The following is a 23924-nucleotide window of genomic DNA, read 5'->3' as shown; positions in this document are numbered from 1 at the left end:
GCGGGGCTGCGCGTGAATGGAGGGCGGCCGAACCGGCCGCCCTCGGACGAGGCCCTATTTCTCGACCGGGAAGTAGTAGTTCGCCATGAATGAGTATGGCGGGAAATAGGACCGCTTGTACGGCACCACAGCGCTGGCATAGGCCTTCTGCGAGTCGTGCACCTTCTTGAAGAACGGGTTCTTGGCGCCCTCGGCCGCCGCGATCTCGTCCCACTTCTTGATGAAGGTCAGCAGGATCTCGGTCGGCGTGCGCAGGATCTGTACGCCGTGCTTCTGCTGCATCTCAATCAGCGCGTCGGCATTCTGGCGCTGCCACTTGGTCCACCAGACGAGGAATGTCTCGTTGGCCGCCGACTTGATGATCTCCTGGTGCTGCGGGCTGAGCTCCTTCCACACATCGCCGTTGATCACGATTTCGCCGACTGTCACGTTCTCATGCAAGCCGGGTGAATAGTGGTACTTCCAGACGTTGTGGAAGCCGAGCTGCATGTCCTCGATGCCGCCGACCCATTCCGCGCAGTCGATCACGCCGCGCTGTGCGGAGGGAATGATCTCGCCGCCCGGCATGTTGACCACTGTGAAGCCGAGCGCCTGCCAGACTTCGCCGGCCATGCCGGTCTGGCGGCATTTCATGCCCTTCATGTCCTCGACTGTCTGGATCGGCTTCTTGAACCAGCCGAACGCCTGCGGCCCTGCAGGCAGGATGGGGAACACGACGACGTTGAGCTTGAGCTCTTTCTGATAGAACTCGTTGTAAAGATCGAGGCCGCCGCCGTGATAGAACCAGCCCATCACGTCCATGTAGTCCATGCCGAAGGTGCCGCCGGGACCGCCGGTGAACAGAATCGCGGTCTTGTTCTTGCCGGTCCAGTAGCCGGCCCACGCATGCGATCCGTCGAGCACCTTCTTGTGGGTCGCGTCCAGTACCTCGAAGGCCGGCACGACCTGGCCGGCGGGCATCGTTTCGATCTTCAAGGTACCGGCCGATAGCTTGTTCACCCGCTCGGCGAAGTAGGTGAAGTTATCATAAAGTGTGAGCGACGCTGGCCACGTGGCCTGCATCTTCAGCGTCTTCGTCTGCGCCATGACTGCGGTGGTAGATCCAACAAACGCCGATGCCATCAGGGCAGCGGCGATCGATCCCAGAAACAAGCGTTTCATGAGCCATCTCCTCCCTTTGACGACGTGGCCTTGGCGCGTCCGCTTCGTTCTTATTTTCTTGCTTTTCGTGCCGCGCCTGGCTTGAAATCAAGTCTGCCACTGTAGCGTCAAGTTGTCATCTTGCTTTGTGGCCGCAGCAGCGTGGCGCGCCTTTGCGCGCGGTCGCGCCGACGGACTTACCGCTGCTTGTTGCACCGCGGTGCCGCACCCGCGTTCGCAATTTCCGGGTCGGAGGCCGAGCTGGACTGAAGGTTCGGGGCCCTAGGGGCCGGTGGGGCGTCGGTTCATTTCCTCCAGAAGCTCGCGCATCGCATCGAACTGCGTGCCGAAGCCCTTCCAATCTCCGGACTTCAATCGCTCCACTGCTTGATTGTAGCGATCAAGCGCCTCCCGTGCCTGACTTGCCGCCGGGCCTGTGGCGGGCCTCTCCTCTGTCGTAGTTGAAACTCCCGGCGTAGCGCCGGGCTCCATGAACAGCGCTGACAAGGCCTCGGCGAGCGTCTCCTTCATCACCACATGTTCGCCGTAGGCCGCGATCACGCGTTTCAGCTCCGGCAGGTGTCCGTGCTCCGCCCGCAGATAGAGCGGCGTTACATAGAGGATCGAATTCTCGATCGGGATCACAAGCAAGTTCGCGCCGCGTATCACCCGCGAGCCCATCTGATTCCACAGCGTGATTTGTTGCGATATCTCGGTACTCTGATTGATCCGCGCTTCGATCTGGAATGGTCCATAGACGAGCTTCTCCTTGGGAAACTCGTAGACGATCAGTTTGCCGTAGTCGGGCGCGTCGCAGCGCGCGGCGAGCCACGCGATCATGTTGTCGCGGCGGCTAGGCACCATCGGAAGCATAAGGAAGAACTCGGCCTGCGGCTCGCCGGGCAGCCGCATGATGATGTAATAAGGCGCCATCGTTGCTATGCCGCCGCCGCCCGGCTGGCGCGGGAACTGCCAGAGATCCTCGCGGTTATAGAAAACGTCGGCCGCCTCCATGTGGTAGGTCTGATAGAGCCGCGCCTGAATCAGGAACAGGTCCTCCGGATAGCGAATGTGCTTCTGCAAGTCTGGCGGCATCGCCGCGAATGGCTTGAACAAGCTCGGAAAGATGCGCTGGAAGGTCGCGGCGACCGGGTCACGGGTGTCCATCAGATAAAAGTCGACGGTTCCGTTATAGGCATCGACGATGACCTTCACTGAATTGCGAATGTAGTTGAGGTGCACCTCTTGCGCAGGCTGTGCATAGGGGAAATAGGAACTCACCGTATAGGCGTCCTGCATCCAGAACATCCGCCCATCGCTGATGACCAGATAAGGATCGTGATCGAGCCTGAGGAAGGGAGCGATCGTTTGTACCCGTTGCTGGATATTGCGGCGGATCATGATCCGGCTGTCGGCGGTAATGTAGCTGGAGAGCACCAGGTTCGGGTCGTTGAAGTAATAAGCAAACAGGCCTCTCCACACCATCGATCCGATCGGAACGCCACCGGTGCCGTCATAGGCCGCGTAGACATTGTCCTTTCCCTTTGGATAGTCGAACTCAGGCGTGCTCCCTTTGACGATGACGTAACTGTCGTGCTCTTCGCCGTAGTAGATGCGCGGTTCGCGGATCTGGGGGCCTCCGTCCGCAACAGGGGGTATGTCGCGCAAATAAAAGAATGGCAGCCCTTCGCTGCTCTTGCGAGTGACCGGGCTCATCACCGCGCCGGTGCCGTGAGTAAACAGCACGTGGCGGTTGACCCAGGTCTGGGCATTCGGCGGCAGCAAGGAGGGCCGCAGTTCGCGGGCCGAGATCATTACGCTTTGGTAGGAGCCGTCGAGCCAATAGCGGTCGACGTCAAGATGATGGAATTTGTAGTAGGTGCGGATCTCCTGCAGCTGCGCGTAGGTGTCCGACAAGGGCTGCCAGTCCCACAGCCTGATATTCTCGATTGTCGCCTTGTTGGCGTCGAGCGTCTTGAAGGTAAGCTTCTGTTCGGCAGCAAACGGCTTGGCTGCGATCTGATCGAGATTGTATGCCTGCCGGGTGAGCGCGATGTTGCGTTCAATGTAGGGCTTCTCCAGCTCCAACTCGCTTGGTTTGACGAAGAACTGCCGGAATAGCACGGGAGCTATGCCTGACAGCACTAAAGAGCCGATGACGACAAGCATGACCGCGGCGGCAGGAAGCCGGTAGGTCCTGACCCGGAGGTTTGCCAACACAGCAACCGCCGCGATGATCGACAGCCCGATCATTAGCCACAGGCCCGGCAGCCCCACATGCACATCAGTGTAACTGGCGCCGACGACGACGCCGTTGTCGCCATACAGCAGCAGATAACGGTCGAGAACGTACGACCAGGCCTTCACGACCAGGAGGAGAGCAAGCAACACCGAGCCGTGAGCAATCACTGTCGGCGACATTGATCGGCGCTGCACGTCGTATTCGATCTCGCCGTGCACCCAGTAGATCGCCGCGGCGAAAAGCGCGCTCAGAACGAGTGTGAGCAGCATCCAGTTTTTGATGAGGATATAGACCGGCAGTACGAAGAGATAGAAACTGATGTCCTTGTTGAAGAGCGGATCGTTGGCGCCGTAGGGAACGTGATAGAAAAACTGCAGGATGGCGCTCCAATTGGCCACTTCTGCCGCGGCAACCAGCAGAGCGAGCAAACCTGCGCCGCCCGCGATAACCCGGGACCACGGCAGCCGATCGCGCACGACCGCGAACAGGTCGGGCGGCGGCGCATTGCCCGCAAGATTCCACACGAAGGCCGCAACAGATTGCTGCGGCTGCCGTCGGGCAAAGCGCACCGCGAGCCATCCGTTCAACCAAAGGACGACCGCAGTTCCGGTCCAGACTGCAACAAGGACGACGGCTTTGGCGCCGATCGTCGTCCAAAAAACCTCCGGATAGCCGATCGCGGAAAACCACAGCCAGTCAACCAGGAAGTCGCTCGTGAGCCAGAGCAGGATCAGGCAAATCCCGGCGAAGACGGCCGCAATAATCAGCCCCACCACGGCGCTTTGCCTTGGTACCTTCCGTTCGGGTCCGGTAATCCCGATCGTCATGGTTCTATTATAGCGGAAATGAGGGGCGCCGGCCGCTTGATTCGTGGTCGGGATTGTACCCGAGGAAGCCTATCTCGAGCGCAAGTTCGGGGGCGTCTATCGTCGCTACCGCGCGCGAGTTGCTGTAGGGCTTGTCGGCCGAGATAGGCCGGGGAACCCATATCTTGCCGCTCCCGCTACGCACAACGGCATGGCACGGGTCCGCGGAAGGCGTATAATCGTGGGGTCCTTCGCGCATTTATGACCCAACATCACGTGGAGGTAGCCATGAAATATGTGCTGCTTGGTAATCTGAGCCCGGAGTGGGCAGGCAAGCAATCGGACCGAACCGGCAAGGCCAAGGCAAAGCTCGACAAGCTGGGCATCAAGATCGAGTCGATCCACTACACGCAGGGCTACTACGATTTCGTCGACATCGTCGATGCGCCGAATGAGGCGGCGATGCTCGCGTTCTCCGTCTGGTACGCGACCCAGGGTCTGGGGCGGATCCAGAGTATGCCAGCTTTCGACGCAAAGACTTTCGAAACCGCGATCAAGGACGCAGCGAGCTAAGCGCCGGGTAGTGGCCACAGCTTTCCTGCCAACCACCTGTGCCACTCGCATGCGCGAGGTGTTCTTCTCAGGCGCGAATAGCACGGAGCGCGGAACCGGCGAAGTGGGAAGAATGAAGAAGCTGGAGAGGCTCCTTGTATTGGCGCTCTGCTGGGTGTGGGGCGCTGGCGCTGCACACGCATGTCGCTGCGATCCGATCTCTCCCGAGGCTGGCTTCGACCGCGCCCAGTATGTGTTTACCGGCAAGGTCGTCCAGTCAGAAAACCATGCATGGCTCATTGAGGTCGACCGCGTGTGGAAAGGCCATGAAAGGCTCGCGCGCACCATCAAGCTGATGGACGTCTACGCAACGCTGGACTGCGAATTCTTCTTTCAACCTGGACAGCGCTATGTTTTTTTCGCGATCCTGGCGAAGGGCGGTCGCGAAGTCTTTTATCACCCGCAAGCCTGCAACTGGACGAGACAATTGCAGTCGACGCGCGTCCCCGCCGAGGGGAACGAGTCGATATGGCTCGAGGATCTGATTGCTCGGGAGCATGGCCCGGGAGAACAACCCCGCGACGAGCGCCGTTGAAAGACTTGACCGGACTTGAAGACTTGCCGTTCTGCGAACTGGGTAAGGGAGGAGCCGCAAATTTCCGCAGGCCAAATCCCGGACCAAAGTGGGCCACGGCGGCGCAGGCTTCGGCTGGGCAGGCCCGCCTCACATCAAAGCGCGGACACCAGCGGCGACCTCGGCCAAGTCGTCGTTGAGCTGATGATTGCGGCCGCGGAGCCGATGCACGATCGCGCCAAGTATCGCCCCCTCGTAAAGATCGACATGCGCAAACGGCGCAATGTCGTCCTTGCTGCCGTGATAAAGATAGATCGGCGTCCTTAGAGGCAGTCGCCCGCCGAGTTCGGCCGTTGGCTTGATGTCCTCACTCGGCCAGCCGCCAGCGCCAACAAAGGGCGCTGCGATGAGGAATACGCCAGCAAGCTTCCGATTCGGCGGCGCCTCCGCGAGTGCGTTTATCAGAATAGTTCCGCCAAGCGAGTGGCCTATCAGCACCGCGCCATCGTCGAGGCCGGCGATCTCTTCCGCGAGCGCAGCCTTCCACATGGTGTAGCTGGGATTCGCCTCGTTCGGCATGCGCGGGTAGCGGACGTCGTAGCCGGGCCCAAGTTCTCGCCTCAAGCTATCGACGAGCTTGTTGTCCCATTCATCATAGGTCCCTGCGCCTCCGCCTTGAATGAACAGGACTTGCTTCTTCATGGTCGAAGGCCTTGCACGGCAGCCTAGTGCGCCGCCTTTTGCGTCGCAAAACCGAACTGCTGCGGACACTTATCGCCGCTGCGAGCGTGGAATCGGCGGCTCTCGACGTTCGCAGTTAGCATGAAATGGCGCACCCGACACGATTCGAACGTGTGACCTTTGCCTTCGGAGGGCAACGCTCTATCCAGCTGAGCTACGGGTGCTTCTAAGGGTTCATTTAGCCGATTGGCCGGGCAGGGGCAACGGCCCCGCGGGAATCGTTTTGGGGTGCGTCAGGCGCCCGCGCCGTCGCCGAAGCGCTGCCGGTAGGCGCGGATATAGGCCTGCTCCGCCGGTTTGAGGTGACGCCGCGTCAGCATGATCAATTCGTCGCGGCGCGAGTGCCGCAGGGCCTCGATCATCGCCATATGGTCCTGGCGGGCGTCGTTGAGCGCGCCCGGGTTGGCGTAGGCGTAGGAGCGGATGCCGGAGACCTTTTGCGCCAGATTCTCGATCGTCTCGATCAGGCAGCCATTGCCGCATAGCCCGAACAGGGCACGGTGGAATTGCACATTGCTGTGGAACACCGCGAGGAGGTCGCCGGCATCGACGGCCTTGCCGTGCTCGCGTTGCACGTCCTCGAGTTTGACGATGTCGGCGGCCGCCACCGGGAACGGCAGAATCCGCACGGCCATCACTTCGAGTTCCTCGCGCACGCTATAAATCTCGCTCACCTCCCGCGGCTTGAGATCGCGCACGATCGCGCCGCGGTTGGGGATGCGCTCGACGATGCCGCGCTTTTCCAATTCGAACAGCGCGAGCCGGATGTCGCCGCGATGGGTGTCGAAGGCCGCGCAGAGATCCTGCTCGACCAGGCGCTCGCGTGGATGGCGTCTTCCCAGCACGACGTCTTCCTCGAGCTTCCTGGCGATCACATGCGCGATTGGTTCGCGCTGCGCCTCGGCCGGGGAGGGAATCCCGGCGGCTGTCGCAGCGTCGCGGCGAGAGGGCAGCTTTTTCGAGGTTTTGGCAGTCGCCATGAAGGCCAATCTGCCACCGGCCCAGATAGTATACAATCTAAAATACTATCTTGTTAACACGTCGGCTTCGGTCATAATGGGGCGGACGCCGGGGCCCTATGGGGTGATGGCGACAATCAGTCCGCAAAAGCGGCGAAGCAGGGGAGGAGTTCAATGTCCGTTTCACGGTATCTGCCGTTTGCGCGCGGAATTCTGCTGGGCGTCGCCATTGCCATGGTGTCGTCGTCGGCGTCAGCGCAGAAGCGCGAATTCTCGTTCGCCTACGACCAGCCCAAGAACAGCGGCTACGGCATCGGCGCGGAGATGTTCAACAAGAAGCTGACTGAACTGAGCAAGGGCACGCTCTCGATCAATCAGTATCCCGGTGCCCAGCTCGGCACCGAGGCGCAGACCCTGCAAAAGGTCCAGACCGGCGACATCGATTTTGTGATGCTGTCGACCGCCAACGCCTCGACCGCGCAGCCGGAATCGGGCGTATTCTCGCTTCACTACATCTTCCGCGATGAAGCGCACGCCATCAAGGTGCTCGGCGATCCCGCCGTCATTGCGGCAATGAAGGAATTATATGCGGCCAAGATGAAGGGCGCGCACATGCTGGGGCTGGGCTCGCAAGGCCTGCGGCACATGTACGGCAAGAAGCCGGTGCAGGCGGTTGCGGACCTCAAAGGCGTCAAGGTGCGGGTGCAGGCCACCGTGACCGAAGATACCCTCTTCCCGGCTTACGGCGCCCAGGTCGTGCACATGCCGTTCGGTGAAGTCTACACCTCGCTGCAGACCGGCGTCGTCGACATGGCCGAGAACGGCATCAACAACTATCTTGTCAACAAGCACTACGAACCCGCCCCGGTGCTCTCGCTCACCGAACACGAAGCGAACAATGCCGCTCTGTTCGTCAGCGACAAGGTATGGAGCAGTCTGAGCGACGAGCAGAAGAAATGGGTGCAGGCGGCCGCCGACGAGGTCAGCCGCAACGAACCGACGGCGGCCTTCAAGCTCGAGCATGAAGCGCAGGCAAAGCTCGAGAAGATCGGCGTCAAGGTCGTCAAGACCGTCGACAAGAGCGGCTTCATGGCCATCAGCAAGCCGATCCAGGACAAGCTGGCGTCCGATCTCGGACCGAACGCTGTCAAGGTCCTCGGCATGGTGCGTAACGTCCAGTAGGTAGCGGGCTCTCGCGGCGGGAGCGGTGGCTTCCCGCCGCGCTGTCTCTTCATCGCGGATTCGAGAATCGATCATGCACGGATTCAATAGCCTCGTGCTGGAGGAGCAGCGCTACCTGAAATGGCGCGCGCTCGACTGGCTCGAACAGGTTCTGATGATTCTCTGCGCCATCGCCATCACCGGATTCTCTGTCCTGGTGATGTGCGACGTCGTCACCCGCACCATCGGCCACCCCTGGCTCTGGCTCCAGGAGGCGACGATGACATTCTTCATTTATGGCATCTTCATCGGCGTCGGCGCGGCGACGCGGCGCAACGATCACCTTTATCTCGCCGTGCTGGCGGAATCACTGACCGGCAACACGCGGCTGTTCTTCGAGCTGTTCAACCGGCTGGTGGTGCTCGGCGTCGCCTCTTGCATGATCTATTTCGGCTACTTGAACTTCCTGGACGGCTTCAAGAGCCTACGCATGCCGTCGATGACGCCGCTGTCGAGCTTGTACGCGGCCATTCCGCTGTCTGGTCTGCTGGTCGCCATTTTCACAATCGAGCAGATGGTCAATGGCTGGAAGAACGGCTTTGCCGGCACGTTGCACACACCGACGAGAAGAGGAAAGCGCTGTGACGACCAATGGCGCGCTCATCTTCTTGATGGGATTTCTCTTCCTGTTCTTCGGTTATATGGGCGTGCCGGTGGCCTTTGCCCTTATCGCGGCCGTGCTGGTGGTGACGGCGTTCACGCCGGTAAGCCTGGCCTCGATGATGGCGCAGCTCTTCAACGGGATGGATACCGAAGCCCTGCTCGCGGTGCCGTTCTTCCTGCTGGTCGGCGATCTCATGACCTCGGCGAACGTTACCGTCCGCATGATCAGGTTGTCGCAAACGATGGTCGGGCATTTGCGTGGCGGTCTGGCGCAGGTGGTGACGATCTTCAGCATGTTCTTCGCGGGCATCTCAGGCTCCTCCGCCGCCGACGTCGCCATCCTGTCGCGAACGCTGGCGCCGGAAATGAAGCGGGAAGGTTACGACCTGGCCTTTACGGCGGCGCTGATCGCCTCGGCCTCGACGATGGCCAATCTCATTCCGCCCAGCATCATGGCCGTAGTGTACGGCGCGACCGGCAACGTGTCGATCGGCGGGTTGTTTCTCGGCGGCGTGGTGCCCGGCGTGTTCGTGGGCATCGGGCTGATGATCTACAGTTTCTTCTTCGGGCCGGTTGGCATCAAGCGCGAGCGCGCCACGTTTGGCGCGTTCGCCAACGCCACGAAGGCGGCGGCCGTGCCGCTGATGATCCCGTTCATCATCATGGGCGGCATCCTGACCGGCCAGTTCACGCCGACCGAAGCTGGCATCATTGCCGTGGCCTATATCGTGTTCGTGGCGATCCCGTTGCTCAATCGCCGGCATTACCGGCACTTGCCGCGCGACATGGCGATGACCGGGCTGCTCTATTCCATTCCGCTCATCACCATCGGCGCCGCATCGGTGTTCGGCTGGATGCTGGCATATCTGCGCGGCCCGGCCGTGGTATCAGGCTGGATTTCGTCGGCGGCCGGCGGCGATCCCTTCCTGATCATGCTGTTGCTGGTCGCCCTGTTCGTCGTGGTCGGCGACTTCATCGATGCGATACCCGCGATCATCATTTTCATGCCCATCATCGACGATCTGACCAAGAACGCCGATATCAATCCGGTGCACATGGGCGTCGTCATCATCGTCACGCTGGCATTTGGGCTGATCACGCCGCCTTACGGGCTTGCGCTGCTGATGGCATCGAAATTCGTCGGGGTGCGCTTTGGCCGAGCGATGCTGGCGTCGTTCCCCATTTACATCGTGTTCTTTGCGGCGATCGCGTTCTGCATCTTCTTTCCTGAAATCGTGCTGTGGCTGCCGCGGCACCTGCTGCCGGAATCGGTTGGCTGTTTCAAAAACCCCAACGGCGCCGGATATATCTGTCCCTAGCCCGCGCTTGCCGGGCTATTCGCCCGGCGCGGGCACGCAATTGTGGCAGGGATCGCCTGTTCCCCATCGAGACCGTTCGATCGCGGCCGGGCGCAGCAGGCGGCGGATCGACCAAGGTGGCAAGGCGCGGCTTCGTCCTCCGTCAAAATTCTGATCCGCTCCGGCGAATTGGTGCTAGTCTTGACGATCTTCTAGATCATGGATGGGGACGTCCGATGTATAAGAAGGTTCTTCTCGCCTATGACGGTTCGGTCGAGGGGCGGCGCGCGTTGCGGGAGGGCGCAAAGCTCGCACAACTCTGCCGTTCCGAGGTCTTTTTGCTGGCTGTCGTCGAGGTTTCCTCGATCATGACGCCCGAGGCCGGGCTCACGATCCCGATCGAGCTGCAAACCGAGGATTACAAGGCCATCCTGAACGAAGGCGCCGAGCGGCTGAAGGCGCTGGGATTTACACCGACCACTCGGCTCGAGGTCGGCGATGCCGGGCAGAAAATCGCCGAGGTTGTCGAAGAAATCGGCGCGCATCTCGTCGTCGTCGGCCATCGCCCGCAGGGGACGCTGGCGCGCTGGTTCGGCTCGATCGGCAGCTATCTGGTCAAGCGCCTGCGCTGCAGCGTGCTGGTGGCCCAGACCGAGATCAGCGATGCCGAGTTCGAGCGGCTGAAGCCGGCGGAAACGGTGGCCTCGGGATAAGAAGGCTTACCTGGGCTGGCCTGAAACTTAAGCCGTGGGAACGATGATCTTGCCGATCGGCCACAGCGCGATTCCGGCAAGCTTCAGGTGTGCCCAGGCAAAGGGAATCCCGATGATGGTCACGGCAAGCACCACGGCCGTGACCAAGTGCCCGAGCGCCAGCCACCATCCCGCCAGCACCAGCCAGAAAATGTTGCCGATCACTCCGAGCGGCCCGGTGCCGATATCCTCTTGGCCCGTATACGCGTCGCGCGAGATCGCCGTGAAGCCGAACGGGAACAAGGTATAGGCCGCGATGTTGAATGCGGCCCGCGCCCAGGGAATCCCGATGATCGTGATCGCCATGACGACGGCGGCAACCAGCCAGCCGAACGCCATCCATGCGCCGCCGAGAACGATCCAGATGATATTGAGCAGCAGCGAGACCGGTGACATGACCGAAATTCTATCTTGCCGTGCGCGCGATTGAAATCGAAAACCGCCCTGCAACCGGAACTTGATTGCCCCGGGCTTTGCAGCCGCTAGACTGATCGGCCGAACGGCCCGGCAACAAGTGTCGAAAAGGAGAATTGTCCATGCGTCCGCTCGAATTCGGCTGGTATCTGCCCACGCATGGCGACACCACGGCCTATGGCCTGATGGACGCGCAGATTCCGGGCTCTCCCGAACTGTGCGACCGCGTGGTGCAGGCCGCGGAAGCCGCCGGTTTTGAATATCTCCTGATCCCGGTCGGCTCGGTGTGCTGGGAGGCCTGGATCACCGGCGCGTTCATGGCGGCGCGTTCGTCGTCGATCAAGCCGCTGATTGCGGCGCGGCCCGGCTATATCAACCCGGTGCTGCTGGCGAAGATGATCTCGACCTTCGACCAGATGTCGGGCGGGCGCATCTGCATCAATCTGATCGCCGGCCAGAACGAAAGCGAGGTCGAAGGCGAGGGGGTGCGCTACCCGAAGGAAGAGCGCTACGCGCTGATGGAGGAGGAAGTCTCGATCCTGAAAGCGCTGTGGACGACGCGCGGGCCGCTAAACTTCGAAGGAAAATTTCACAAACTTTCGGGCGCGCATATCCGGCCGCGCCCGCACCAGCAGCCGTTTCCAAAATTCTATCTCGGCGGCGGATCGCGCCAGGCCTGGGAATTGTCGGCGAAGCATTCCGACGTGCATCTGTTCTGGGGCGACCTGCCGGAAAAGATCGCCTCGAACATTGCCGAGATCAGGGAGATGGCGCGCGCGCATGGCCGCGAAAACGACGTCGGCTTTGGCATGCGGCTGCAGGTGATCTGCCGTGAGAACGAGGCGGACGCCTGGGAGGCCGCCGATCAACTGGTGCGCCACGCCACCGAGCGGCAGAAGCAGGAAATCCAGACACTTTACAACAAGTCGGAAGCAAACCTGCGCGTGCAGCAGCTTGCGCGCGAGCATGGCGACCTCCTGCTGCCGCATCTATGGACCGGCATCACCAAGGTCCGCCCTGGCGCCGGCATCGCCGTGGTCGGCAATCCCGTCCAGTGCGCCGAGACGCTGCAGCAATTCATCGATGCCGGCTGCCATTCGTTCTGCCTGTCCGGCTATCTGCACGACGAAGAGGCGGAGCGCTTCGGCCGGTTGATCCGGCCCATTCTGGCCGAGAACAATCGCGGCCGGTGGGCGGCGTAACGCGGAGGCGGCTTCCGCCTCCATGTTGCAGTGCATCCGGGCGTTGCTGCGGTGCGCTCGCGCATGGCCTTTATCGCTCGCGGTGGTGTAGGCCCGGCGCTAAGGTTGGGCCTCGCGAATTCAACTGGGTACCCGCCAAATGAGTGGATCGAGCTCGGTGCTTGCGTGGAGCTCCGCCCTGGAGGACTTCGCGCTGTTTCGAACGCTCAGTTCCGAACAGCGGCTGAAGACGCTCAACGCCATGGTCCGCCAGGATCTGGTGCGCGGGCAGATGCTGGTCGCGCAAGGCGGACCCTCGGACTCGCTCTTCCTGGTGCTGCATGGTGCGCTCGCGGTGCGCAAGACCGGCTATATCGAGCCGATCGCCGAGCTTCGGGCCGGCGAACTGGTGGGCGAGATCGGCTTCTTCGCCAATGTCCCGCGCACGGCGGATGTGATCGCCATCCGCGACACCAGCGTGCTGGCATTGACGCGTCCGGCCTATCAGAAGCTCGTCGAGGAAGCCCCCGCTATCGTCGAGGCGCTGCTCGCGGCGCTGGCGCGGCGGTTTGCCAAGGAGACCGCGCGCATCGCGCCGTTCCCCACCTCGCCGAAGGCACGAACGGTGGCGCTGATCGACGGCGGTGTGGAGCCGCTGCCGGGCGCTTTCGATCGCCGGATGCGCGAGGGGCTCGCCGCAACCCATGCCGAGATTATCGACGCCGCCCGCCTCCACGCGATGTTTCCCGGGCGCGCGCTCGATGCACACGAAGTAACCGAATGGCTCAACAGGCTCGAACACACGGCGCCGCTGGTGGTTTATCTCGGCGGCCGCGACGCCTCGCCATGGGCGCGCAAGGCGATCCGTCAGGCCGACATGGTGGTGTTCGCGTGCCGCGGGGAAGCGCCTGCGGCAGCATTGACCGAGATCGAGGCCTTCGCCTGCGAGGTTCATTCCGTCTCGGCCCGGCGCCTCGTCCGCGTTCATGACAGGCGAAGCGGTGAGGTTTCCGGCACCACAGCCTGGCTTACCCGGCTGCCGGCCTTCATGCATCACCATGTCGCTCTTGAAGACCAGATCGATATCGACAGCCTTGTCCGTTTTCTGTGCGGCCGGGCGATCGGCTTCGTCGCCGCCGGAGGCGGCAGTTTTGGGACCGCGCATGTCGGAATCTACAAGGCGTTTCGCGAACGCGGCGTGATGTTCGATATCTTTGTCGGCACCAGCGTCGGCTCCGCCATGGTGGCCGGCTTTGCCAAAAATCTCGAAGCCGAGCATCTCGAGCGCGGCACGCACGAAATCTTCGTCAGGAGCAGAAGCTTCCGGCGGCCGACCTGGCCGCGCTATGCGCTGCTGGATCACAAGGCGTTCGATCGCGCGCTTGCCCATCAGTACGGCCCCGATTGCCGGATCGAGGATTGCTGGCGGCCCTTTGCGGCCGTCGCCACCAATCTTTCGACCCACAATCTCGAACTGATCCGGACGGGACCGCTCTGGCAGGCGGTCCGCGCATCAAGCGCGATCCCCGGACTGTTGCCGCCGTTCTACACGCCGGAAGGGGCGATGCTGGTCGATGGATGTCTCATCGACAACGTGCCCTTGGCGTCGATGCATCAGCTCAAGAGCGGCCCCAACCTGGTCGTGCATTTCGGCGAACCGGCGGCGGAGATGTTCGACGTCGACTATGCGGCGCTCCCCGGCCGGTTCGAACTGATCGCTGCCATGCTGACGCCGTTCCGCAAGAAGCTATTACCCGCCGCACCCAGCGCGGTGAACGTGCTGTGGCGAAGCCTCGTGGCGCATCAGCGCTACGATACGTTGCCGGTCGGGCCGTTCGATACGGTGATGCGGCCGCCGTTTCCGATCGGGATCGACGTGACGGATTTCGATCGCCACACGGAGATCTTTGATGCCTCCTACCTCTGGGCCAAAGAGGCCATCGCGGCGCTGGAGGCGGGAGACAGTTCGGCGATTGCAGCCATACTCGACACCGGCGCGCTGGAACGGCGTCAGGCGACGGCTGTCGCAGCTTCCAATCGCACGCCCAGCAATCGCCTCGCCTCGGCCGCCGGCTTCGGCGCGCTGAACAGGTAGCCCTGCATCTGGGTGCAGCCGAGCTGACGCAGCATCTCGCGCTGCTGCTCGGTCTCGACGCCTTCCGCGGTGGTGGTCATGTTGCGCGCCGCTGCGATGTTCACCACCGCCTGCACGATCGCGGCCGAGCCGTCGACCTCGATGTCGCTGACGAAGCAGCGGTCGATCTTGATCTTGTCGAACGGGAACCGCTTCAGGTAGCTCAACGAGGAGAAGCCGGTGCCGAAATCGTCAAGCGCGATGCGCACGCCGATGGCGCGGAGCTGATGCAGGATCGCCAGCGCGCTTTCGTCGTCATGGATCAGCACCGCCTCGGTGATTTCGATCTCGAGCCGATCGGGCGGCAGGCCGGAGGCGGCAAGCGCGCCGGTGATCCGCAGCGCCAGCGTCGGTGATTTCAACTGGATCGGAGAAACGTTGACGGCGAGCCTGACCCGCGACGGCCAGCCGGCCGCCTCGTTGCAGGCGGTCTGCATGACCCAGTCGCCGAGTTCGTTGATCAGGCCGGTATCCTCGGCTACGGGGATGAATTCCGCCGGCGAGACCATGCCGCGTTCGGGATGGCGCCAGCGCAACAGCGCCTCGCAGCCCGTCACCTCGCCGCTCGCGAGATCGAGCAGCGGCTGGTAGTAGATTTCGAAGTCGTCATCGGCCAGCGCCTGCCGCAGATCCTGCTCCATCGTGAGCCGCGCCTTGGCGCGCGCATCCATGGCAGGCTCGAAGAAGCGATGGATGCGGCGTCCCTCGGCCTTGGCGGCGTACATCGCGAGGTCGGCGTGCTTGATCAACTGGTCAAGTTCAGTGCCGTCTTCGGGCGCGATTGCGATGCCGACGCTGGCGTCGGTCGAAAGATGGTGGCCGAGGCATTGATAGGGCTGGCGTATCGCCTCGTAAATGCGGGTCACGAATTCCTCGACCTCGGTGCGGCCGCTGACCGCGGTCTGGATCACCGCAAATTCGTCGCCGCCGAGACGGGCGATGAGGTCGCCCGGCTTGGTGCAATCCTTGAGGCTGGCCGCGACCGCCTTCAAAAGTTCATCGCCGACATGGTGTCCGAGCGAGTCGTTGATGCCTTTGAATTCGTCGATATCGATATAGAGCAGTGCGAATTGCTGGCCGCCAACGGCCTTGCGCAGCTCGCGCTCGATCTGCTCGCGGAACAGCACCCGGTTCGGAAGGTCGGTCAGCGCGTCGTAATGCGCCAGATGCGCGATCTTCTCGTTGGCAAGCCGGCGCTCGGTCACGTCGTCGACGACATTGATGATGTAGCGCGCCTGACCCGCCGCATTGCGGATACCCAGCCGCTTGGAGGTGATGTAGCGCGGGCCCATCCCCGGGGTTTCCCAGACGTGCTCGTCCTTGAACAGGCCGTCGGGCGATTGCAGCGTTTTCTCCTCGTCGGCCGCGATGCGTTCGGCGGCGGCCTTTGGAAAGAGGTCGGAGGTCGTTTTGCCGATGATCAGGTCGCGCGAAATGCCGAACTGGGTTTCCGCCACGCGGTTGACCAGCAAATAGCGCCGGTCGTGCACGTCCTTCACGGTGATCTGCGACGGGATGTGATCGATGATCTGGCTCAGGAAGGCGTAGTTGCGGTCGCGCTCCTGCTCGAGATTGCGCCGCTCGGTGATGTCTTCCATGGTGGCGACCCAGCCGCCGTCCGCCAGGGGCTTGCTCACCCCCATGAAGGAGCGCCCGTCCGGGCCTTGCATGATGCTGTGATCGACCTCGCCGCGCGCGATGTTCCGCATGATCGTGGAGCAGAATTCATCGACGTCGCCGGCGAACGATCCGCAGTCCTTGCGGTGCTGCATCAGGTCGCGGAAATGGCAGCCCGGTTTCACGACCTCGGTCGACAGATTGTACATGTCGATGTAGCGACGGTTGAAGGTGACGAGGCGCGCCGAGGCGTCGAACGTCACCAGTCCCTGGATCATGTTATTGAGCGCGGTGTCGAGCCGGCCCCGTTCCGCTTCCAGCCGTTGCTGCGCCTCGCGGTTCTGCCGGGTGATCTGCCTGATGATCAGGAATAGGATCAGGGCGATCACCGCGGCCGCCAGCGTCGCCGCGATAACCAGTAACCTGGTTTGTTCGCGCCAGTCGGCGAGCGCGGCGGCAACCGTGTTTGTCGCGACCACCACGCCCGAGTAGTGGCCGAGCGGGGCTGCAGATCCCAGCCTGTCGGTCTCGTCGATCGGGCTGTGGACACGCAGCGTCTGCCGGGTGCCCCGCTCCCGGACCTGCTGCAGCAGCGGCGCTTTCGCGAAATTCTGGCCGATCAGCTCGTCGACCCGCGGATAGCGCGCCAGCAGGGTGCCGTCGGCATGAAACATCGAGATGGCGGCGCCGGTTCCGAGGGCTACGGAGGCAAAGAATTTTTCGTAATTGACCGGGTTGATGCGCCGCGTCATCACGCCGAGGAAGACGCCGTCCTCGCCTCGCAATCGATGGGCGATGACGGAATTCAGATTGCCGGTGAGATAGCTGCGAACCGACTCGGTCAGAATGGATGGCGATCGCGAATCGAATTTGAAGCTCTTGAAGTAAGCCCGCTCGGAAATGTTGAGGGGTGGAGCCGGCAGCGGCCGCGACCAGTTGACCATGTCGCCATTGGAATCGAAAATCGAGATGTCGCCGAGATAGGACAGGACGCCCGCCTTGGATCTCAGGATCTCGTGTGCTTCTGAGCTCGCGGCATGTTTCCGGAATTCCTTTTCCGAGGTGATGCCGGAAATTTGCAGCCGGGAAATCACGTCGTCGGCGAGCGTGTCGGAGTCCTCGAACTGTTGGTCGAAGTGACGGGCAAGCAGGAGGACGGTGTTCTCCAGCTCGCGTTCGCTGTTGAGGAGCGCGCGCTCGCGGAATTCACTGGTCATCATGATGGTGCCGACGAAAATCGCCGCGACCAGCAGACCGCCGCAAAGGGTCAGCCACAACACCGGGCCCCGGATGGTCGCGGCAAGGTGCCGCCCGGTGGCTGCGGTTCGGGCCTTCATGCCGTGCAGGTGGTGAAACAGACCGTGCATTCTCCCTTCTCCCGGGAACATGCATACGATGGGCGGATGTCATAAGCCGTTAGGAAATCCGGTTACCCAAGGCTTAATCGCGTGTCCTTCCGCCGCGATCGCGCGACGAAGCGGTAATCTGCTGCTTCTGCTGTTCTGTTGACGGGGATGAAGCCTCCGTCGGCGGCAAGCGGCCCACCCTTCAGCGGCGATAACCGCCGGCGCGCGAATAGGTGGGACGGTTTTCCTGTGCCGGCCGGCTAGCCAGGCTGGCGCGCGCCTCGCTGGCGCGGGGGGGCGCCAGCTTGAGGTCTTCCAGGAAAGTCGGCTTCGAGAAGTAATAGCCCTGGGCGTAACGGATCTTGGTCGCGGCCTGCAGATAGGCCAGTTCCTCGAAGCTTTCGAGCCCTTCGGCGATCACGGTCATTCCGAGCGCTTCGCTCAACGACTCGATCGCCCGCAAGATGCCCTGGCTGCGCGGACGCTTATGGATGTCGGTGATGAAGGAGCGGTCGATCTTGATCTCGTCGGCGGTAATGTCGGCCAACGCCGACAGCGACGAATAGCCGATGCCGAAATCGTCGATCGAGATCTTGACGCCGAGCTTGCGGAAGATCGGCAGGATCTCGTCCTGAAAATGCGTCTTGGTGACAAAGGCGTCTTCCGTCACCTCGATCATGAATCGCGCCGGAAATCCAGTGGCTTCGAGTGCCTCGGCGAACGGCCGCATGAATTCGGGATTGCCGGCCTGCTTGGCTGCGACGTTCATGCTGATCGTGGTGTCGGGGCCGAAGGTCTCGTTGATCAGGTCGATCGACTTGACGATCTCCGCCAGCACCAGATGGGTCAGTTCGTCGATCAGGCCCAGTTCGGTGGCTAGGTTGATGAAGGTGCTGGGGGCCTGAATCACCCCCTCGTCGTCGCGCAGGCGCACCAGCGCCTCGACACCCGTGATCTCCTGGGTCCGGATATCGACCTTGGGCTGGAAGGCGCAGCAAAAGCGCTTTTCCAGGATAGCCAGCCGCAGCGATTGCTCGATCTTCATCCGAGCCAGCGCCTCGCGCTCCATGCTGGTATCGAAGAATGCCGCGGCGCCCTTGCTCCCGTTCTTGACGCGGTACATCGCGATGTCGGCGTTCTGGCGCAGCACCTCGTAGCTGCGGCCGTGCTCGGGATAGAGGCTGACGCCGATCGAGGTCGAGGCGAATATCTCGGATTGGTCGATGAAGAACGGCGCCTTCAGCCGCTGCAGGATGAAGTGGATGAACTCTTCGACCTCGGCGTCGTTCTGGATCGGGTTGAGCAGCAGCACGAACTCGTCGCCGCTGATCCGCGACAGGATGTCGGAGTCGCGCAGGTCCAGCCCCAGCCGCTTGGCCATCTCCACCAGCAGTGCGTCGCCGACCGCGTGTCCGTAATAGTCGTTGATGTGCTTGAAATTGTCGATGTCGAGAAACGCGAGCGCGAAACGGCCCTGTCCGTTGTCGTACTTCAGCAGACTGTTGACGCGATGCTCGATCACGCGCCGCGTCGGCAGGCCGGTCAGCTCGTCGTAATAGGCGGAGCGGAACAGGTGATCCTCGAACGCCTTCTGTTCGGTGATGTCGGTCGAGCTCGAAATCAGCAGCTTGCGCCCGGCGACCTCGACCGGCCGATGCGAGGTGAGAAACACCTGCTTGGCCGGACCGCCGGCAACGGCTTCCTCCAGCACGGCCGGGCGGCCGGTACGCAGCAATTCGAGACAGGTTTCGCGGCGATCGCTCAGTTGCGAGGCCGATGGCGCCGCGGCGGCTTTCTCCAGCAGGGTGGTCGCGGCATCGTTCATCAGTACGAACTCGCCGTGCTCGTCCTGAACCGTCACGCCGGCCGGAAGCAACCTGAAGACATCCCGCAGGATGTTCAGTTCGGATTCAAATATGCTTTCATCGCTGGCCTGCGTCGCGGCCGCCTGAAAGTCGTGCTTGTTGGGACTTTGCATGCCACGGAGCTTGGCAAAGTCCCTTGTAGCATTGGTTAAGTGGAACTGCGAAAAACCGGGACAACCGTAGAAGTCGGCGATTTTCAACGGCGTTGGGCGTGATCGTCATTAACAGAATGTCAACGCCGATAGAGAGGGCCGCGTGCGAGGTGAATATCGGTTCACGCGTTTGGCCAGCGCGACGGATTTTGCGTCGGGACTTCGCTGCAAACGCCCTAATTCGCGGGAATCCGGCATTGCATCGTGCAATGCACGCCGGTCTTGAGGAAGCGGATCTCGGTCTTGCCGTCGAACGCGCGAAGCGCCGATTGCAACAGCTTGGTGCCGAAGCCCGCAGGGCCGACGTTTTCGACCGCGGGACCTTCCGTTTCATCCCAGGTGACGTTGAGGCGGCTCTCCGACACCGACCACGACACCTGCAACAGCCCGCGCGCCGAAGAGAACGCGCCGTACTTGCCGGCATTGGTGGCCAGTTCGTGAAAGATCAGCGCCAGGCTGACTGCCAGCTTGGCCGGCAGGAACAGTGCATCGCCGTTCAGATTGAACCGGACATGGCCGTATGGCCCGAGCTCGGAATGCAGCATGTCCTTGATGTCGCAGCCGCGGCCGTCCAGGCGCGCGATCAAATCGTCGGTCGCCGATAGCGCGCGGAGGCGGCTATCGATGCTGCCCCAGATCTGCGGCTGATTCTGCAGCACCTGGTGCAGCACGGCGTGGATGGTCGACGTCTTGTTCTTGAGCCGGTGCTGCAATTCCTCGACCAGGAGCTTGCGGTATTCCTCTTCCTGGATCAGGCGCTTCGAATCCTCCCGCTGTTGCGCGACGATCGTTCGGTAATGCTCGACGCCCCAGATGGCGAAGCCGCAAACCGCCCAGAACATCAGCAGCAGCGCAAACCGCGCGGAATCCGCAATAGAGCTATCAAAATTGACGGTGACGCCGAGCGCGCCTCCCGCGATTGCCGTCACGATCCCGACCCGGGCGCCGCCGATGGCGGCGGCCAGGAACACGGTCGGGAAATAGGGCGTGAAGAATACGTCGGGACGGATGTGGGCTATGCCCCACCGGGCGATTGTCGACAAAGCGAGGCAGCCGGCCACGAAGACCGAGCTGAAAAGCAGCGAGGGCTGGGAAATTCCCTGCCAGCCGTGCGTGAACTCGTCGATCAATTTCTTCATCGGACTAGTCACTTCACGTGATCAGCGAATCCAAAATATGACCGAGCATACCGAAATCAGGGGATTTCGGGGCAGCCGATGGCAGCAAAGCGGCCAAGGCGATGGGCGATCACGATGGAACAAGCTCGCTTGCCTTGTGGGCGAGAGGCGGGAATATTGGCGGAACCGATTGCGACAGGGGGACGATATGGGACGGCTGGACGGCAAGGTTGCGGTGATCACCGGTGCGACGAGCGGCATCGGATTGCACACCGCGGAACTATTCGTCGCCGAAGGCGCAAAAATCGTGATCGCCGGGCGTCGCGCGCCGGAGGGCGAGGCACTGGCCAAAAAGCTTGGCACAAACTGCATCTTTCGCCAGACCGACGTCACGGTGGAAGAGCAGATGAAGGCGCTGATCGCCGTTTCGGTGGAGAAATTCGGCCGCATCGATTGCCTGTTCAACAATGCCGGCGGTCCGGCGCAGACCGGCGGCATCGAGAGCCTCGAGGTCGAGCGTTTCGACGCCGCGATGGCGACGCTGGTGCGCAGCGTGATGCTCGGCATGAAGCATGCGGCCCCCCATATGCGGAAACAGGGCTCCGGCAGCATCATCAACAACGGCAGCATCGCCGGCCGCCTGGCCGGCTTTTCATCGTCGATGGTCTATAGCGCGGCGAAGGCCGCCGTCATCCATCTCACCAAATGCGTGGCAATGGAACTCGGCGAAGCCAACATCCGCGTGAATTCGATTTCGCCCGGCGCGATCGCGACGGGCATTTTCGGCAAGGCGCTCGGCCTGTCGGTGGAGGCCGCCGAAAAGACGCCAGCGGTCATGCGCGAGGTCTACAAATCGGCGCAGCCGATACCGCGTGCCGGTCTGCCTGAGGATATCGCGCATGCCGCGGTGTTTCTGGCGAGCGACGAATCCTCCTTCATCAACGGCCACGATCTGGTGGTCGACGGCGCCATGACCGGCGGCCGCAACTGGAGCCAGCAGCAGCAGGGTTATGTCACGCTGAAGAAGGCGTTCGATCAGGGCGCGGGGTAGACGGTGAAATTTGGGCGACGTAAAGGGAGACGCAAATGTCTGTAGCATTCAGATCATCGCAGCAGGGCGACTTTCGTCCGTTCTACCTTGCCATCATCGCCGGCCTCGCCTGTGCCTTGGTCATCGGCAAGACGCTGCCATCGACCATGGACGCGATCTCGGCGGTCATCGAGCCGCTGTGCGCAAACAGTGTCTCGTCGGGCTCGACACAGGACGTCGTCGAGCCGATCTCATCGCATGCATTGCCGAACGTGCCGGGCAAGCGCGTGACGATCGTACGCGTGTTCTACGGCCCCGGCGGGTTCACGCCTGCGCACCGGCATGCCGGGTCGGTCACCGCCTATGTCACCAAGGGCGAAATCCGCTCGCAATTGGCGGGCGGTCCGGTCGAGACGTTTGGGGTCGGTCAGTCGTTCTTCGAGCCGCCCGGCGCCGTGCATCTGGTTTCGGCCAATGCCAGCATGACCGAGCCCGCCGAATTGATCGCGGTGTTCGTGGCTGACGAGGGCGCGCAACTCACGACGCTCGTGAAGTAGCTAGCGGCTACACGGATTGTAGGGTGGCAAAGCGAAGCGTGCCCACCATTCAAGACAATGGTCGCGGATAGATGGTGGGCACGCTACGCTTTGCCCACCCTACGGCACTCACACCGCCTTCAGCACCACCCGTAGCCCATCCCGCGGTTTCGGAATCGGCCACATCTGCCAGTCCGGCTTATAGCCGGGCTCCAGCGACACTTCGAGATTCTGCAGAAAATGCCGCGCAAAACATTTCGCCTGCATGTAAGCGAAGTGCAGGCCGAGGCACATATGCGCGCCGCCGCCATACGGCACCCATGCAAAACGATGGCGGTTGCGCTGCGCCTCGTCGGTGAAGCGCATGGGATCGAAATTTTCAGGCTCGGACCAGATGTCGGGCATGTGATGCGTGAACAGCGGATTGACGCCGACCAGCGTGCCGGCGGGAAGGTCGTAACCCTTAAACGAAAAGGCGCGCACCGCCCGGCGCGGCATCGACGGCACCGGCGGCTTCAGCCGCAGCGCTTCCTTGAACGCCATTTCCGACAGCGGCATCTTTTCGAGATTGTCGATGCTGGAGGGATCGTTGGCCTCGATGCCGAGACCTTTGACTTCCTCGCGCAACTGCTGCTGCCATTCGGGGTGGGCGGCAAGCTCGCCGACAAAGGAGGTCAGCGACGATGTCAGCGTGTCATGCGCCGCCATCATCAGAAAACTCATGTGGTCGATGATGTCCTGGGTTGACAGCAGCGCGCCGTCCTCGTGCGTCGCCTGGCACAGTTGCGAGAACAGGTCATTGCCGCCGCCCCGCGCGCGGCGGATAGGAATCTGCTCGGCGAAGTAGGCAACGATCCGCTTGCGGCCTGCAACGCCGCGGCCCATTTGCGTGAACGGCAGCGGCCGCCGGATCGGCGCCACGGCTGCGGCCACCATGTCGATGAAGGCGCGCGTGATCTCGTCGACCTCAGGCCCGATGTCGGCGCCGAGGAACGACGTCGCCGCCAGATCGAGCGTGAGCTGCTTCATCGCCGGATACACCGGCATCTCGCCCGGCTGCGCCTTCCACTGCTTGACCCGCGCGGCAATGCCGCGGTCGAGATCGATGAGGTAGGACTTCATCGGCCCCGACTTGAACGCGACCGACAGCGCGCGGCGGTGCAGGCGGTGCTCTTCAAAATCCAGCAGCATCAGCCCGCGCGGAAACAGCAGGCCGAGGATTGGTCCCCAGCCATGGGTGGAGGAGAACAGGCGCGACTGGTCGAACAGCACGAACTCGTTGGCCTCTGGCCCGAGCATCGTCACGCTGGTCTCGCCGAACAGATGGGTGCGGTAGATCAGACCGTATTTGGCGGCCGACTTCTCAATCTGTCCTTTGGGGTCGGCCAGCACCGCCAGCGTGTTGCCGATGAATGGCCAGCCCTCGTTACCGGGAATGTGCCGTAACGCCTTGGGGTTCGGCGGCACCGGGATATTGACGGGAGAAGCAACACTCTGCATGGACATGGCATTTGCTCCGGTTCAAGTCGCGGATATGGCAGATATTATCCATCGTATCGGCAGCTTTGTCGCGGATCGAATATCGCGGCGTGGCTATCGCCGTCGCTTACGCTCCCTTGCGCAAACGCTTCGCGTTTGTAGCA

The 23924-nt window shown here is 62.2% G+C and carries 18 protein-coding genes, 1 tRNA gene and 1 pseudogene; 10 read left to right on the top strand and 10 right to left on the bottom strand.

Annotated features, from left to right (window positions below; all coding sequences use genetic code 11):
* Positions 1–54 precede the first annotated feature (54 nt).
* On the bottom strand, positions 55–1161 hold the full coding sequence (locus tag V1286_RS33465; RefSeq protein ID WP_334487242.1) for a TRAP transporter substrate-binding protein: 1107 nt from the start codon (positions 1159–1161) through the stop codon (positions 55–57).
* Between the two features lie 261 nt (positions 1162–1422).
* Entirely contained in the window at positions 1423–4209 is a 2787-nt protein-coding gene (locus V1286_RS33460) for a UPF0182 family membrane protein (RefSeq protein WP_334487239.1), read from the bottom strand.
* A 267-nt stretch (positions 4210–4476) separates the two neighbouring features.
* Here V1286_RS33460 and V1286_RS33455 point away from each other — a divergent pair, with 267 nt between their 5' ends.
* A complete protein-coding gene (locus V1286_RS33455) occupies positions 4477–4761 on the top strand; it encodes a GYD domain-containing protein (RefSeq protein ID WP_334487236.1) in 285 nt (94 codons plus the stop codon).
* Between the two features lie 49 nt (positions 4762–4810).
* Positions 4811–5335, top strand: coding sequence for a hypothetical protein (locus V1286_RS33450; protein WP_334487234.1), 525 nt, complete (start codon positions 4811–4813; stop codon positions 5333–5335).
* Between the two features lie 129 nt (positions 5336–5464).
* Here the strand turns inward: V1286_RS33450 and V1286_RS33445 are convergent, their stop codons facing one another.
* The 3 genes from V1286_RS33445 to V1286_RS33435 form a co-directional block, all read right to left on the bottom strand.
* Entirely contained in the window at positions 5465–6016 is a 552-nt protein-coding gene (locus V1286_RS33445) for an alpha/beta fold hydrolase (protein WP_334487231.1), read from the bottom strand.
* Positions 6017–6142: 126 nt separating this feature from the next.
* Positions 6143–6219: transfer RNA gene (locus V1286_RS33440), tRNA-Arg, on the bottom strand.
* Between the two features lie 69 nt (positions 6220–6288).
* Positions 6289–7035 carry a GntR family transcriptional regulator gene (locus V1286_RS33435; protein ID WP_334487228.1) on the bottom strand — a complete coding sequence of 249 codons (747 nt, stop codon included), beginning with the start codon at positions 7033–7035 and terminating at the stop codon, positions 6289–6291.
* Between the two features lie 153 nt (positions 7036–7188).
* Between V1286_RS33435 and V1286_RS33430 the strand changes: the two genes are divergently transcribed.
* The 4 genes and pseudogenes from V1286_RS33430 (at position 7189) to V1286_RS33415 (ending at position 10849) form a co-directional block, all read left to right on the top strand.
* Positions 7189–8196, top strand: coding sequence for a TRAP transporter substrate-binding protein (locus V1286_RS33430; RefSeq protein ID WP_334487226.1), 1008 nt, complete (start codon positions 7189–7191; stop codon positions 8194–8196).
* 73 nt (positions 8197–8269) lie between these two features.
* Positions 8270–8776 (top strand): annotated as a pseudogene (locus V1286_RS33425) (TRAP transporter small permease); the annotation flags it as partial.
* A 70-nt stretch (positions 8777–8846) separates the two neighbouring features.
* The gene (locus tag V1286_RS33420; protein WP_334490078.1) at positions 8847–10157 is read left to right on the top strand and encodes a TRAP transporter large permease; all 1311 of its coding nucleotides are present in this window, start codon (positions 8847–8849) and stop codon (positions 10155–10157) included.
* A gap of 215 nt (positions 10158–10372) precedes the next feature.
* Positions 10373–10849 (top strand): universal stress protein, encoded by a 477-nt coding sequence (locus tag V1286_RS33415; RefSeq protein ID WP_334487224.1) that lies wholly within the window; start codon positions 10373–10375, stop codon positions 10847–10849.
* 27 nt (positions 10850–10876) lie between these two features.
* Here the strand turns inward: V1286_RS33415 and V1286_RS33410 are convergent, their stop codons facing one another.
* A complete protein-coding gene (locus V1286_RS33410) occupies positions 10877–11284 on the bottom strand; it encodes a YccF domain-containing protein (RefSeq protein ID WP_334487222.1) in 408 nt (135 codons plus the stop codon).
* 140 nt (positions 11285–11424) lie between these two features.
* Between V1286_RS33410 and V1286_RS33405 the strand changes: the two genes are divergently transcribed.
* Positions 11425–12504 carry an LLM class flavin-dependent oxidoreductase gene (locus V1286_RS33405; RefSeq protein ID WP_334487220.1) on the top strand — a complete coding sequence of 360 codons (1080 nt, stop codon included), beginning with the start codon at positions 11425–11427 and terminating at the stop codon, positions 12502–12504.
* 139 nt (positions 12505–12643) lie between these two features.
* Positions 12644–14578 carry a patatin-like phospholipase family protein gene (locus tag V1286_RS33400; RefSeq protein ID WP_334487218.1) on the top strand — a complete coding sequence of 645 codons (1935 nt, stop codon included), beginning with the start codon at positions 12644–12646 and terminating at the stop codon, positions 14576–14578.
* Here V1286_RS33400 and V1286_RS33395 read toward each other — a convergent pair.
* From V1286_RS33395 to V1286_RS33385, 3 genes are all read right to left on the bottom strand, one after another.
* A complete protein-coding gene (locus V1286_RS33395; protein WP_417021210.1) occupies positions 14494–17601 on the bottom strand; it encodes a bifunctional diguanylate cyclase/phosphodiesterase in 3108 nt (1035 codons plus the stop codon). The genes V1286_RS33400 and V1286_RS33395 overlap by 85 nt on opposite strands.
* Positions 17602–17782: 181 nt before the next feature.
* Positions 17783–19558 carry a putative bifunctional diguanylate cyclase/phosphodiesterase gene (locus V1286_RS33390; protein ID WP_334487215.1) on the bottom strand — a complete coding sequence of 592 codons (1776 nt, stop codon included), beginning with the start codon at positions 19556–19558 and terminating at the stop codon, positions 17783–17785.
* A 215-nt stretch (positions 19559–19773) separates the two neighbouring features.
* Positions 19774–20736, bottom strand: coding sequence for a sensor histidine kinase (locus V1286_RS33385; protein WP_334487211.1), 963 nt, complete (start codon positions 20734–20736; stop codon positions 19774–19776).
* 187 nt (positions 20737–20923) lie between these two features.
* Here V1286_RS33385 and V1286_RS33380 point away from each other — a divergent pair, with 187 nt between their 5' ends.
* Together V1286_RS33380 and V1286_RS33375 are read left to right on the top strand one after the other, a co-directional pair.
* Entirely contained in the window at positions 20924–21766 is an 843-nt protein-coding gene (locus V1286_RS33380; protein WP_108512566.1) for an SDR family NAD(P)-dependent oxidoreductase, read from the top strand.
* A gap of 35 nt (positions 21767–21801) precedes the next feature.
* Complete coding sequence (locus V1286_RS33375; protein ID WP_334487208.1) at positions 21802–22302, top strand: cupin domain-containing protein; 501 nt, start codon at positions 21802–21804, stop codon at positions 22300–22302.
* Between the two features lie 108 nt (positions 22303–22410).
* Here V1286_RS33375 and V1286_RS33370 read toward each other — a convergent pair whose 3' ends face one another.
* The gene (locus tag V1286_RS33370; RefSeq protein WP_334487206.1) at positions 22411–23787 is read right to left on the bottom strand and encodes a cytochrome P450; all 1377 of its coding nucleotides are present in this window, start codon (positions 23785–23787) and stop codon (positions 22411–22413) included.
* Between the last annotated feature and the right edge of the window lie 137 nt (positions 23788–23924).

The organism is Bradyrhizobium algeriense (assembly GCF_036924595.1).
Lineage (GTDB): Bacteria > Pseudomonadota > Alphaproteobacteria > Rhizobiales > Xanthobacteraceae > Bradyrhizobium > Bradyrhizobium algeriense.
This window is presented reverse-complemented; position numbering and strand designations above follow the sequence as displayed.

Coding starts and splice junctions, on each gene's coding strand:
- V1286_RS33465 (WP_334487242.1), bottom strand. CDS start 1,161: ATGAAACGCTTGTTTCTGGGATCGATCGCCGCTGCCCTGATGGCATCG.
- V1286_RS33460 (WP_334487239.1), bottom strand. CDS start 4,209: ATGACGATCGGGATTACCGGACCCGAACGGAAGGTACCAAGGCAAAGC.
- V1286_RS33455 (WP_334487236.1), top strand. CDS start 4,477: ATGAAATATGTGCTGCTTGGTAATCTGAGCCCGGAGTGGGCAGGCAAG.
- V1286_RS33450 (WP_334487234.1), top strand. CDS start 4,811: ATGCGCGAGGTGTTCTTCTCAGGCGCGAATAGCACGGAGCGCGGAACC.
- V1286_RS33445 (WP_334487231.1), bottom strand. CDS start 6,016: ATGAAGAAGCAAGTCCTGTTCATTCAAGGCGGAGGCGCAGGGACCTAT.
- V1286_RS33435 (WP_334487228.1), bottom strand. CDS start 7,035: ATGGCGACTGCCAAAACCTCGAAAAAGCTGCCCTCTCGCCGCGACGCT.
- V1286_RS33430 (WP_334487226.1), top strand. CDS start 7,189: ATGTCCGTTTCACGGTATCTGCCGTTTGCGCGCGGAATTCTGCTGGGC.
- V1286_RS33420 (WP_334490078.1), top strand. CDS start 8,847: ATGGGATTTCTCTTCCTGTTCTTCGGTTATATGGGCGTGCCGGTGGCC.
- V1286_RS33415 (WP_334487224.1), top strand. CDS start 10,373: ATGTATAAGAAGGTTCTTCTCGCCTATGACGGTTCGGTCGAGGGGCGG.
- V1286_RS33410 (WP_334487222.1), bottom strand. CDS start 11,284: ATGTCACCGGTCTCGCTGCTGCTCAATATCATCTGGATCGTTCTCGGC.
- V1286_RS33405 (WP_334487220.1), top strand. CDS start 11,425: ATGCGTCCGCTCGAATTCGGCTGGTATCTGCCCACGCATGGCGACACC.
- V1286_RS33400 (WP_334487218.1), top strand. CDS start 12,644: ATGAGTGGATCGAGCTCGGTGCTTGCGTGGAGCTCCGCCCTGGAGGAC.
- V1286_RS33395 (WP_417021210.1), bottom strand. CDS start 17,601: ATGCACGGTCTGTTTCACCACCTGCACGGCATGAAGGCCCGAACCGCA.
- V1286_RS33390 (WP_334487215.1), bottom strand. CDS start 19,558: ATGCAAAGTCCCAACAAGCACGACTTTCAGGCGGCCGCGACGCAGGCC.
- V1286_RS33385 (WP_334487211.1), bottom strand. CDS start 20,736: ATGAAGAAATTGATCGACGAGTTCACGCACGGCTGGCAGGGAATTTCC.
- V1286_RS33380 (WP_108512566.1), top strand. CDS start 20,924: ATGGGACGGCTGGACGGCAAGGTTGCGGTGATCACCGGTGCGACGAGC.
- V1286_RS33375 (WP_334487208.1), top strand. CDS start 21,802: ATGTCTGTAGCATTCAGATCATCGCAGCAGGGCGACTTTCGTCCGTTC.
- V1286_RS33370 (WP_334487206.1), bottom strand. CDS start 23,787: ATGTCCATGCAGAGTGTTGCTTCTCCCGTCAATATCCCGGTGCCGCCG.